This is a genomic window from Aureimonas sp. Leaf427 (assembly GCF_001425485.1).
Taxonomy (GTDB): Bacteria; Pseudomonadota; Alphaproteobacteria; order Rhizobiales; family Rhizobiaceae; genus Plantimonas.
In genome coordinates, this window is record NZ_LMQW01000006.1 from 57,546 (window position 1) to 69,463 (window position 11,918).

An 11,918-nucleotide genomic window follows, 5' to 3' on the forward strand; every position below is an offset into this window, starting at 1 on the left:
CCCCGAGACGTCGTTCATCGCCGACCGATCCTCAACACCGGATTGATCCCCGCGGGGTCTCTCTCAAGAGGGTGAAGAAAGGCCTTCGCTCGCGGGCCGCGCCGGGAGGAGCCTGAGCTGCCGAACGGCTTCGCCGGCCGCCATTCCGACCGATACCGCAAGATTGAGCGAGCGGGCGCCGGGCACCATGGGGATCGTCACGCGGAGGTCCGCGCGCTCATGGACGCCGGCCGGCACGCCCGCGCTCTCGCGTCCGAAGAGGAGCACGTCGCTCGCCCGGAACTCGGCCTGCGTGTAGGGCAGGGCGCCGGCCGTGGTGAAGAGCACCAGACGCCGGTTCCCGGCCTGCCGCCAGGCCTCGAACCTCTCGAAGGTCAGGTGGCGGGTGAGCCGCGCCATCTCGATATAGTCCATCCCGGCGCGCTTCAGCGCCCGGTCGGAGAGGTCGAAGCCGGCCGGCTCGATCACCGCGATGTCGAGCCCGAGACAGGCGCCGAGCCGCAGGATCGTGCCGGTATTGCCGGCGATGTCGGGCTGGTAGAGGGCGATCGTCGGGGCCATCGCCGCTCATGGCGCAAGCGCCTTCCGCCGTAAAGCCCGCTCGTGTCGAACCTGCGCCTTCGCCTGCGGCATCGTCCGCAGGCGGCGATCCTTCGCCGTGATTTTTCGCGCGGCTCGGCCTATATGCCGGTTTCCGCCGTCCCGCCGGCCCATCCCGACGACCTGCCCGAGCCCGAAAGACCGTTCATGTTCGCCTTCTTCGAAAGGCTGGTCGATCCCTTTCCCGGCGATCGGCCCGCAAGCCCGCCTTCCGGCCTCTGGCGCTTCGTCTGGCATTACGCGCGGCCGGTCTGGCCGCTGCTGGCCGCCTACGCCGTCCTGACCTCGCTCGTCTCGCTGGTGGAGGTCTCGCTCTTCGGCTTTCTCGGGCAGATCGTCGACTGGCTCTCGGCGGCCGATCGCGCGACCTTCCTCGCCACCGAAGGCTGGACGCTGTTCGGCATGGCGGTGACGATCCTGATCGTCCTGCCCGGCCTCGTCTTCGTGGAATCGCTCTTCGGTTTCCAGGCGCTGTTCGGTAACTTTCCGATGCGCTTTCGCTGGAGCGTCCATGCCTGGCTGCTCGACCAGTCGCTCGGCTTCTTCCAGGACGAGTTCGCCGGCCGCATCTCCACCAAGCTGATGCAGACCGCGCTCGCGCTGCGCGAGACGATCGTCAAGTCGATCGACGTTCTCCTCTACGTCACCGTCTACTTCACCGGCATCGTCATTCTGATCACCGGGGCCGACGTGCGGCTGGCGCTGCCCTTCCTCGTCTGGCTGACGGCCTACGTCTTCCTCCTGCGCTTCTTCATTCCGCGCCTGATGCGCGTCGCCGAACGTCAGGCGGATGCACGGGCCGAGATGACGGGGCGGATCGTCGATGCCTATGCCAATATCGGCACGGTCAAGCTCTTCGCCCACACGCGGCGCGAAGCCGAGCATGCGCGCCATTCCATGCGCAGCTTCCTCCTGCCGGTCTACGGGCAGGCGCGGCTGATCAGCGGCTTCTTCACGAGCCTCTACGCCCTGAACTCCGCATTGCTTCTCGGCGTCGGCGGCACCGGCATCTGGCTCTGGCAGGCGGAGGCCGTCTCGGTCGGCGCCGTCGCGGTTGGCATCGGTCTCGTCCTGCGCCTCACCGGCATGTCGCAATGGATCATGTGGGAGGTCTCGGCGCTCTTCGAGAACATCGGCACGATCCGCGACGGCATGGCGACCTTCACCCGCCCGATCCTTCTCGCCGATGCCCCCGAGGCCAAGCCCCTCACCGTTCCCGAGGGCGAGATCCGTTTCGAGAGCGTCGCCTTCTCCTACGGCTCCGACGTCGCCCATCGGCCGGCCGGCGCGGTCATTCCGAACTTCACGCTCACCATCCGGCCCGGCGAGAAGATCGGCCTCGTCGGGCGCTCGGGCGCCGGCAAGTCGACGCTCCTCAACCTTCTCCTGCGCTTCTACGATGTGGAATCGGGCCGCATCCTCATCGACGGACAGGACATCTCGAAGGTGACGCAGGCTTCGCTGCGCGCGGCCATCGGCATGGTCACGCAGGACACCTCGCTTCTCCACCGCTCCATCGCCGAGAACATCCTCTACGGCCGACCCGATGCGGACGAGGCCGCGCTCGCACGCGCCGTCGAGCGCGCGGAAGCGGGCGGCTTCATCGGCGGTCTCGTCGATGCCAAGGGCCGCACAGGGCTTGCCGCCGAGGTCGGCGAACGCGGCGTGAAGCTCTCGGGCGGACAGCGCCAGCGCATCGCCATCGCCCGCGTCATGCTGAAGGACGCGCCGATCCTCCTCCTCGACGAGGCGACCTCGGCGCTGGATTCGGAGGTCGAGGCCGCCATCGCGGAAAACCTCTACCGCCTGATGGAGGGCAAGACCGTCATCGCCATCGCGCACCGCCTCTCCACCATCGCCGCGCTCGATCGGCTGATCGTGCTGGATGCCGGCGAAATCGTGGAGCAGGGGACTCATGCCGAACTCGTCGCGGCCGGCGGGCTCTATGCCCAGCTATGGCATCGGCAGGCCGGCGGTTTCCTCGGAGGCGACGAGACCGCCGCCCCAATCGACGCACGGGCCGCCCCATGAGGGCGATGCCGGCCGGGGCGGCCGCATGATCGAGCGTTTCCTCCAGCGTTTCGAGCGCACGCTCGACCCGTTCGACGACGCGATCGGTGACGATGCGCGCGAGCGCGAGCGGCTGACCGGACATCTCTCGGCTTTGCCCACCACCGCGAACGGCTTCATCTGGCACTTTTCCAAGCAGGCCAAGGGTCCGCTTCTCGTGCTCCTGGTCGCCGGCGGCGTCAGCGGCGGCGTCGATGCGCTGCTCTTCTCGGGCGTCGGCTGGATCGTCGACGCGCTGGAACGGGGCACGCCGGACACGCTCTTCGCCGAGCATGGCACGATGCTGATCGGGCTTGCGCTCTTCACGCTGATCGGCCGCGCGCTCGTTCTCGTCGCGGCGTCGATCGTCGAGGAGCAGGTCGTCGCGCCCAGCCTCTTCAACCGCATCCGCTGGCAGAGCTATCGCCGGCTGATGGACCAGTCCTACACGTTCTTCCAGAACGACTTCGCCGGCCGGCTCGCCCAGAAGGTGCAGCAGATCGGGCAGGCGACGGGCGACTTCATCGTCACGACCCTCCAGACGCTCTGGGGCTTCGTCACCTTCGTCCTTCTCGCCGTCACCATTCTCGGTGCGATCGACTGGCGCATGGCCGCCGTCCTCGCGGTCTGGTCGCTCGGCTATGCCTGGATCGTCCGGGCGCTCCTGCCGCGCATCCGCGAGCGGGGCCGCGAGCGCGCGGCGGCGAACTCGATCTGGACCGGCCGCGTCGTCGACAGCTTCACCAACATCCTTTCGGTCAAGCTCTTCGATGCGACGCGGGCGGAGGACGCCTTCGTCAAGGAGGGCTTCCGCTCCTATGTCGAGACCGTCTGGCGGCTCGGCCGCGCGCTGACCAGCGTTCGCAGCGCGGTCGCCATCCTCAACGGCTTCATGATCACCGGCATCGGCGTCGTGGCGATCCTGGGCTGGCAGGCCGGCTCCGTCACGTCGGGCGGCGTCGCGACCGCGCTCGGCCTCGTCCTGCGGCTGAACCAGATGAGCGGCTGGATGATGTTCAACATCAACGGCCTCGTGCGCAATTACGGCACCATCCAGGACGCCGTAGCGACCATCACCGTGACGCCCACCCTCGTCGATCGCATCGACGCCGTTCCCCTGAAGGCGACGCGCGGGGAGGTTCGCTTCGACGACGCGACCTTCCACTACGGCAAGGGCGGCGGGGTGATCGACGGCTTGTCCCTCACGATCCGCGCCGGCGAGAAGGTCGGCCTCGTCGGCCGTTCGGGCGCCGGCAAGACGACGCTCGTCAACCTCATGCTGCGGCTCTACGACCTCGAGGCCGGGCGCATCTCCATCGACGGACAGGACATTGCGAGCGTGACGCAGGCCTCGCTGCGCGCCGCCATCGGCGTCGTCACGCAGGACACCTCGCTTCTCCACCGCTCGATCCGCGAGAACATCGCCTATGGACGCGAGGATGCGAGCGAGGAGGCGGTCGAGCTGGCCGCCCGACGCGCCAACGCGCTCGGCTTCATTCCCGGCCTTCGCGATCCGAAGGGCCGAACGGGCTTCGACGCCCATGTCGGCGAACGCGGCATCAAGCTCTCCGGCGGCCAGCGCCAGCGCATCGCCATCGCCCGCGTGCTTTTGAAGGATGCGCCGATCCTCGTTCTCGACGAGGCGACCTCCGCGCTGGATTCCGAGGTCGAGGCCGCGATCCAGGAGAACCTGAAGGAGATGATGAAGGGCAAGACGGTCATCGCGATCGCCCACCGCCTTTCCACCATCGCCGCACTCGATCGCCTGATTGTGCTCGACGGCGGCCGAATCGTCGAGGAGGGGCGCCATGCCGACCTCGTCAACCGCGGCGGTCTCTATGCCAGCCTATGGGCCCGCCAGTCCGGCGGCTTCATCGACGCGGAGGCGGCGGAGTAGGGCGCGCCCGGCTTTCCGCCGAAGCGAGGAACTGGCGCGAGGCTTGCGACCGATCTGCCGCAGGGGGCCGGCATTCGGCGGTGCGGGCGTCGGCGCCGGGGCCCGCGCACTTCTGCCGTCTGGACAATGGGAAAATCGCCGCCTAGAACCCCTCCAAATCATGGCGAGATCGTGGGAGGCGTGGCAACATGCGTCGAGCGTATCCAGTCGTGATCCGATTTGTCCGCGAGAAGCGGATCGGAGAGCATGACGTCCCTTAGAGGAGCTCGTGATTTGAGCGTCAACGACACCGCCGAGCCGACACGCCGGGATTTCCTCTACATCGCGACAGCGGCGGTCGCAGCCGTCGGCGCCGCGTCCGTGGCCTGGCCCTTCATCGACCAGATGAACCCCGATGCCGGCACGCTCGCCCTCGCCGAGATCGAGGTTGACGTCAGCCAGGTCGCCGAAGGTCAGTCGATCACGGCGAAATGGCGCGGCAAGCCCGTCTTCATCCGCCAGCGCACCGCCGAGGAGATCGCCTCGGCCAAGGCCGTGCCGCTTTCGGATCTGAAAGACCCGCTCGCGCGCAACGCCAACCTTCCCGACAGCGCCGACGCGACCGATGCCAACCGCACGGCGGCCGGCAAGGAAGCCTGGCTCGTCATGGTCGGCGTCTGCACCCATCTCGGCTGCATCCCGCTCGGTCAGCAGGGCGATTTCGGCGGCTGGTTCTGCCCGTGCCACGGCTCGTCCTACGACACGGCCGGCCGAATCCGCCAGGGACCTGCACCGCAGAACATGGCGGTTCCGGCCTTCGAGTTCATTTCCGACACGACCGTTCGCATCGGCTGACGTAGGAGCTAAGGCTTATCCATGAGTGGTCATTCGTCCTACGTCCCGACATCCGGCGTCATGCGCTGGCTCGACGCGCGCCTTCCGCTGCCGCGTCTCGTCTATGACAGCTTCGTCGCCTATCCGGTGCCGCGCAACCTGAACTACGCCTATACGTTCGGCGGCATTCTCGCGATCTTCCTGGTCTCGCAGATCCTGACCGGCGTCGTCCTCGCCATGCATTACGCGGCGACCTCGACCGGCGCCTTCGAGTCCGTCGAGCGCATCATGCGCGACGTGAACTGGGGCTGGCTGCTGCGCTACATGCACGCCAACGGCGCGTCCTTCTTCTTCATCGCCGTCTACCTGCACATCTTCCGCGGCCTCTACTACGGCTCCTACAAGCAGCCGCGCGAGGTTCTCTGGATTCTCGGCGTGATCATCTTCCTTCTGATGATGGCGACCGCCTTCATGGGCTACGTCCTGCCTTGGGGTCAGATGTCCTTCTGGGGCGCGACGGTGATCACCGGCTTCTTCACCGCCTTTCCGGTCATCGGCGATCCGATCCAGCAGCTTCTCCTCGGCGGCTTCGCGGTCGACAACGCGACGCTCAACCGCTTCTTCTCGCTGCACTATCTGCTGCCCTTCATGATCGCGGGCGTCGTCATCCTCCACGTCTGGGCCCTGCACGTCACGGGCCAGACGAACCCGACCGGCGTCGAGGTCAAGACCTCGAAGGACACCGTGCCCTTCACGCCCCACGCGACGATCAAGGACGGCTTCGCGATGGTCGTCTTCCTCGCGATCTTCGCCTATTTCGTCTTCTACCTGCCCAACTACATGGGCCATCCCGACAACTACATTCCGGCCAATTCGCTGAAGACGCCGGCGCATATCGTGCCCGAATGGTACTTCCTGCCCTTCTACGCCATGCTGCGCGCCATCACGTTCGACATCGGCCCGATCGATTCCAAGCTCGGCGGCGTCCTCGTGATGTTCGGCTCGATCATCGTGCTGTTCTTCGTGCCCTGGCTGGACACGAGCCGCGTTCGCTCGACTTCCTACCGCCCAATCTACAAGATCTTCTTCTGGATCTTCGCGGTGAACGCCGTGATCCTCGGCTGGCTCGGCTCGCGCCCGGCAGAGGGAATCTATCCGACGCTCGCGCTGATCGGCACGATCTACTACTTCGGGCATTTTCTGATCGTTCTGCCGCTGCTCGGCCTCATCGAGACCCCGAGGAAGCTGCCGGCCTCGATCACCGAGGCGGTGCTCGCCAAGCACAAGGGCGGCTCCGGCCTCCCCGCCGGCGCGGCGGCTTCGCCGGACGTCAAGGGCTGAACGGTTGCGGTCGGGAAACATCCAGATGAACAGACTTCTCGCATCCGTCCTGGCGGCCGGCGTCTTCTTCGCCCCCGCCGCCTTCGCGCAGGAGCCGACGGCTCCGGCGAACCCCTCCGCCGCCGCGCCCGCGGCGGCACCGGCCGGCGAAGCCGGTGCGGCGCCCGCGGCAGCTCCCGCCGACGAAGCCGCCCAGCGCTCCGCCGGCGGCAGCGCTCCTCCGCACGAGCCCTCCGGCGAGGAGCACGGCGCCACGCCGCACTATCCGCTGAAGCACCCGGCCAATCTCGACTGGAGCTTTGCCGGACCCTTCGGCCACTGGGACGTCGGGCAGCTGCAGCGCGGCCTGAAGGTCTACAAGGAGGTCTGCTCGGCCTGCCACTCGATGAGCCTCGTCTCGTTCCGCAATCTCGAGGCGCTCGGCTACGACGAGAACCAGGTCAAGGCCTTCGCCGCCGAGTACACGGTGCAGGATCTCGCCCCGAACGCGGACGGCGAGATGTTCGAGCGTCCGGCCATTCCGTCGGACCGCTTTCCCTCGCCTTATCCGAACGTGGAAGCCGCCGCCGCCGCCAACAACGGCGCGGCCCCGCCGGACTTCTCGCTGATCGCCAAGGCTCGCGCGGTCGAGCGCGGATTCCCGCAGTTCGTCTTCGACATCCTGCCCTGGCAGCAATATGCCGAAGGTGGCCCGGACTACATTCACGGCCTTCTCACCGGCTACAATCAGGAGCCGCCGGCGGGCGTCGTGATCCAGCCGGGCACCTATTACAACCCGTACTTCATCGCCGGCCCGGCTCTCGCCATGCCGCCGCCGATCTCGGACGATCAGGTGACCTACGACGACGGCTCGCCGCAGACGGTGGACCAGTATTCGCGCGACGTCTCGGCCTTCCTCATGTGGGCTGCCGAGCCGCATCTGGCCGAGCGCAAGGCGACGGGCATGGTCGCGGTGGTGTTCCTGATCATCTTCGCCGTGCTGCTCTTCCTGACCAAGCGCAAGGTCTGGGCGAACACGCCTCACTGATATCGGGGAAGGGCGGATGCCGATGCATCCGCCTCCCGGCTCGATCCACCCGCGAACGGGTCGATCCCGCTGCACATGAAAAAGGGCCCTTCGCGGGGCCCTTTTTCATGTCGATGCCGGAGCTGGCGGGGCGCTGCGCGGACGGTCTCCCGCGCGCAACGATCGCTTTGAATCGCCGTCAGTCGGTCCCCATGAAGGCGGCGGCCTTCATCGAGAAGACCAGCTCGCCATTCTGGTTCTCGCCGCCGGCGGTGGTCTCCATGACGCCCCAGCCGTGGCGGGTGCCGGAGATGCGCTTGGCGGTCACGGTCTGGAAGAAGCGGATCGTGTCGCCGGCGAAGACCGGACGCAGCCAGCGCAGTTCCGTGACGCCCGGCGAGGGCCCGACCTTGGGCGCCGTGCCGCCTCCCTCCACGAACTCGGCAACGACGCGCTTCGTCGTATCGACGTTGAGGCGCATGAAGACCGCGACCGTGTGCCAGCCGGATGCGCAGAGCCCGCCGAGGACGGAGGCCTTCGCCGCTTCCGCATCGAGATGGAAAAGCTGCGGGTCGAACTTCCCGGCAAAGCGCTGGATGTCGGCGGCTTCGAAAAGATGCGAGCCGAGATCGACCCTCTCGCCGACGCGAATCGTGTCCCAGAAGCTCATGCCGCCGCTCCCTCGCGCGTCAGCAGCATGACCGTGTACTCGCATTCGAGCACGGCCTCTCCCGCCTGATTGCGCACGTCGTTGCGGAGCTTGGTGATGCCGAGCGAGGGGCGCTTCTGCGAGATGCGGGCTTCGAGCACCGTCATCGTGCCGGACAGCGTGTCGCCCGGCCGCACCGGGCGCTTCCACTTGACGAAGTCGACGCCGGGCGAGCCCTGCGAGGTGGAATCGAGGACGAAGCTGTCGGCCATCATGCGCATCATCATCGCGCAGGTGTGCCAGCCCGAGGCGGAGAGCCCGCCGAGCATCGAGGCGGCTGCGGCTTCCTCGTCGAGATGGAAGGGCTGGGGATCGAACTCTTCGGCGAACGCGATGACCTCGTCGCGCGTCACCTCGTAGGGCCCGAGCGGGCGCGTCGCCCCGACGGGAAAATCCTCGAATGTCTGCATGCTCTCCCCCTCCGCCCCAACGGCGCCGTTCGCAGCATATACCGCGACGATGCCGGAAGGTGAGGGGGAGAACCGGCCCGCGGGCCGGTATCAGACAAGTCGTGCCGACCGCCCCAGTGATCGAAGGTGGAGGGACAGGACGGCAGCCGACGCGACGGAACTCGGCGCCGGCCCGATGTCGGGCCGCTTCCGTCAGTTGTTGAACTTGAACATCAGGATGTCGCCGTCCTGCACGACATATTCCTTGCCCTCGTCGCGCGCCTTGCCGGCCTCCTTGGCCGCCACTTCGCCGCCGAGCTTGACGAAGTCGTCGTAGGCGATGGTCTGGGCGCGGATGAAGCCCTTCTCGAAGTCGGTGTGGATGACGCCGGCCGCCTTCGGCGCCTTCCAGCCCTTGTCGATCGTCCAGGCGCGCGTCTCCTTCGGGCCGACCGTGAAATAGGTGATGAGGCTCAGAAGCTCGTAGCCGGAGCGGATCAGCCGGTCGAGGCCGGGCTCGGTGAGGCCGATCGCCTCCATGTATTCCGGCACGTCCGCCTCGGGCAGCTGGGCGATCTCCGCCTCGATCGCCGCCGAGATGATCACCGAGGAGGCGCCTTGCGCCTTCGCCATGCGGGCGACGGCCTCGGTATGCGCATTGCCGGTCGCCGCATCCGCTTCCGCGACGTTGCAGACGTAGAGCACCGGCTTGGAGGTCAGAAGGTTGAGGTTGCGGAGATGCTGGAGGTCGTCGACATCGAGGCCGCCGAGGAGAACGCGGGCCGGCTCGCCCGCCTGGAGCTTCTCCAGCACTTTTTCCATGACGGGCAGGACCGCGAGCGATTCCTTGTCCTTGGTCGAGGCGCGCTTGCGGATGCCGACGATGCGTCGCTCGATGCTTTCGAGATCGGAGAGCATCAGCTCGGTCTCGACGGTCTCGGCATCGGCCACGGGATCGATCCGGCCCTCGACATGGGTGATGTCGTCGTCCTCGAAGCAGCGCAGCACATGCGCCACCGCGTCCACCTCGCGAATGTTGGCCAGGAACTGGTTGCCGAGCCCTTCGCCCTTCGACGCGCCGCGCACGAGGCCGGCAATGTCGACGAAGGTGATGCGCGTCGGCACGATCTGCGCGGACTTGCCGATCTTCGAGATCACGCCGAGACGCGGATCGGGCACGGCCACGTCGCCCGTGTTCGGCTCGATCGTGCAGAACGGATAGTTCGCGGCCTGCGCCGCGGCGGTCTTGGTGAGAGCGTTGAAGAGCGTGGACTTGCCGACATTGGGCAGGCCGACGATGCCGCATCTGAAACCCATGGTTTCCGGTCCTTCGAATGGAGGTTCCGCGCGGGAGGCGCGGATGAAAGCGTTGGCCGCTGTTTGGAATGTCGCGCCCCGCCGGTCAATGCCCGGCGCCGGGGGGAACGGGGCGTCTCAGTCCTTGCCGCCGAAGAGCCGCTTCAGCATGTCGGCCATGGCGCCGCTGGGGGCGGCCTTCGGCATGTCGGAGCGGGCCTGCCGGATATGGCTCTTGCCCTTCGGCGGGACCTTGGCCGGCGCCGGCCGGGCGGCGAGGGGGGCGGCCGAGCCCTTGGCGGAGGCCGGTTCCGTCGATCCCGTCACCATGGCGAGGCGGTTCATGAACTGCGCGTCTTCGCCGGCCACGAGGAGGTCGGCGTGCCGCGCGATCTCCTCGATCAGCGGGTCCAGCCATTCGCGGTCGACCTTGTGGAAGTCGGAGAGGACATGGCCGTTCACCCGCTCCTTGGAGCCGGGATGGCCGATGCCGAGGCGGACGCGGCGATAGTCCTTGCCGATATGGGCGTCGATGGAGCGAAGGCCGTTGTGCCCGCCATTGCCGCCGCCGGTCTTCACGCGCACCTTGCCGGCCGAGATGTCGAGCTCGTCGTGAACGACGACGACCTGCGAGGGCTCCAACTTGTAGAAGCGCAGCGCGTCGCCGACGGAGGCGCCGGAATCGTTCATGAAGGTGAGGGGCTTCAGGAGAAGGACCTTCTCGGTCCCGATCTGGCCCTCGGAGATTTCGCCCTTGAACTTCTTCGTCCAGGGGGAGAAGCCGCCACGGCGCCGGATCTCGTCCACCGCCATGAAGCCGATATTGTGCCGATGACCGGCATAGGAGGGGCCGGGATTGCCGAGACCCACGATGAGGAGCATGGCGCCCGCCCCCTCCTGTCGTCGCTGGAGCTTCCTCGCGACCGGGCGGGTTCACCCGGCCGCGGAAAGAGGCTCCGCCATGGAAAGACAGAGCGCCCATCCCGCGTCCGGTCGGACGCGCGGGCGCTCCGGACTTACTTGTCGTCCGAAGCGGCTTCGGCTTCCGGACCCTGGCCGGTGACTTCGGTCTCCGGCGCCTCGACGACCTCGTCGACCTCTTCGGCCATCGGAGGAACGATCGTCGCGATGACCGTGTCGCCTTCGAGAGCGAGGGAGACGCCCTTCGGCAGCTTCAGCTCGGAGGCGTGGATCGCCGCGCCGATCTCGAGGCCGGTCAGGTCGACCGTGAAGGCCTCCGGGATGCTCTCGGCGGGGCACTCGACCTCGACCGAGTGGTGCGCGATGTTCAGGACGCCGTCCTGCGCCTTGATGCCGGGGGCCGCGTCTTCGTTCTCGAAGTGAACGGGAATCGCGACCTGGACCACCGTGCGGCTGGAGACGCGCAGGAAGTCGACATGGATCAGGAAGTCCTTCACCGGGTCGAGCTGGTAGTCCTTGGGGAGGACCTTGATCTTCTGGCCGTTCAGTTCGATCGTCGCGATCGTCGTCTTGAAGCCGCCGGCGTGCAGCTTCAGGAACGTCTCCTTGTAGGGGATCGTGATCGGGAGGGGTTCCTGCTTGTCGCCGTAGATGACGGCGGGCACCAATCCGTTGCGGCGGAGATGTCTGGCGGCCCCCTTGCCGACCTTCTCGCGCGCCTCGGCCTTGACCGTGTAGGTCTCGCTCATGGCTCTGTCCTTCGTTTCATTCAGAGGATGTCGGACCGGTATCCGAAACGGACCGGAACGACGAAAAGCGGCCCCGCGGGACCGCTCAACTCCGCGCTGCCTCCAAGGGTGTCCGCGCGGACGAGAGCGCCATAGCGGGAATGGGCCG

General features: G+C 67.2%; 11 protein-coding genes. 5 read left to right on the forward strand and 6 right to left on the reverse strand.

Going from position 1 to position 11,918, the window contains the following annotated elements:
* Positions 1 to 63: 63 nt before the first annotated feature.
* A complete protein-coding gene (locus tag ASG62_RS06020) occupies positions 64 to 561 on the reverse strand; it encodes a tRNA (cytidine(34)-2'-O)-methyltransferase (RefSeq protein WP_056689619.1) in 498 nt (165 codons plus the stop codon).
* A gap of 186 nt (positions 562 to 747) precedes the next feature.
* On the opposite strand from ASG62_RS06020, the gene ASG62_RS06025 reads away from it, so the two are divergent.
* From ASG62_RS06025 to ASG62_RS06045, 5 genes are all read left to right on the forward strand, one after another.
* Positions 748 to 2,631 carry an ABC transporter ATP-binding protein gene (locus ASG62_RS06025; protein ID WP_056689791.1) on the forward strand — a complete coding sequence of 628 codons (1,884 nt, stop codon included), beginning with the start codon at positions 748 to 750 and terminating at the stop codon, positions 2,629 to 2,631.
* 25 nt (positions 2,632 to 2,656) lie between these two features.
* Positions 2,657 to 4,546, forward strand: a complete 1,890-nt coding sequence (locus ASG62_RS06030; protein ID WP_056689788.1) for an ABC transporter ATP-binding protein — start codon at positions 2,657 to 2,659, stop codon at positions 4,544 to 4,546.
* Positions 4,547 to 4,792: 246 nt separating this feature from the next.
* Complete coding sequence (gene petA, locus ASG62_RS06035) at positions 4,793 to 5,380, forward strand: ubiquinol-cytochrome c reductase iron-sulfur subunit (protein WP_413814179.1); 588 nt, start codon at positions 4,793 to 4,795, stop codon at positions 5,378 to 5,380.
* 21 nt (positions 5,381 to 5,401) lie between these two features.
* Positions 5,402 to 6,700 (forward strand): cytochrome b, encoded by a 1,299-nt coding sequence (locus ASG62_RS06040; protein ID WP_056689615.1) that lies wholly within the window; start codon positions 5,402 to 5,404, stop codon positions 6,698 to 6,700.
* A gap of 25 nt (positions 6,701 to 6,725) precedes the next feature.
* Positions 6,726 to 7,727 (forward strand): cytochrome c1, encoded by a 1,002-nt coding sequence (locus ASG62_RS06045; protein ID WP_056689613.1) that lies wholly within the window; start codon positions 6,726 to 6,728, stop codon positions 7,725 to 7,727.
* Between the two features lie 178 nt (positions 7,728 to 7,905).
* On the opposite strand, the gene ASG62_RS06050 is transcribed toward ASG62_RS06045, so the two are convergent.
* From ASG62_RS06050 to ASG62_RS06070, 5 genes are all read right to left on the reverse strand, one after another.
* Positions 7,906 to 8,376, reverse strand: coding sequence for a MaoC family dehydratase (locus tag ASG62_RS06050; protein ID WP_056689611.1), 471 nt, complete (start codon positions 8,374 to 8,376; stop codon positions 7,906 to 7,908).
* On the reverse strand, positions 8,373 to 8,825 hold the full coding sequence (locus ASG62_RS06055) for a MaoC family dehydratase (RefSeq protein ID WP_056689610.1): 453 nt from the start codon (positions 8,823 to 8,825) through the stop codon (positions 8,373 to 8,375). Before ASG62_RS06055 ends, ASG62_RS06050 begins: the two co-directional genes overlap by 4 nt.
* Before the next feature lie 192 nt (positions 8,826 to 9,017).
* A complete protein-coding gene (ychF, locus tag ASG62_RS06060) occupies positions 9,018 to 10,121 on the reverse strand; it encodes a redox-regulated ATPase YchF (RefSeq protein ID WP_056689609.1) in 1,104 nt (367 codons plus the stop codon).
* Between the two features lie 117 nt (positions 10,122 to 10,238).
* On the reverse strand, positions 10,239 to 10,982 hold the full coding sequence (gene pth, locus ASG62_RS06065; protein ID WP_056689607.1) for an aminoacyl-tRNA hydrolase: 744 nt from the start codon (positions 10,980 to 10,982) through the stop codon (positions 10,239 to 10,241).
* A 134-nt stretch (positions 10,983 to 11,116) separates the two neighbouring features.
* Entirely contained in the window at positions 11,117 to 11,770 is a 654-nt protein-coding gene (locus tag ASG62_RS06070; RefSeq protein ID WP_056689602.1) for a 50S ribosomal protein L25/general stress protein Ctc, read from the reverse strand.
* Between the last annotated feature and the right edge of the window lie 148 nt (positions 11,771 to 11,918).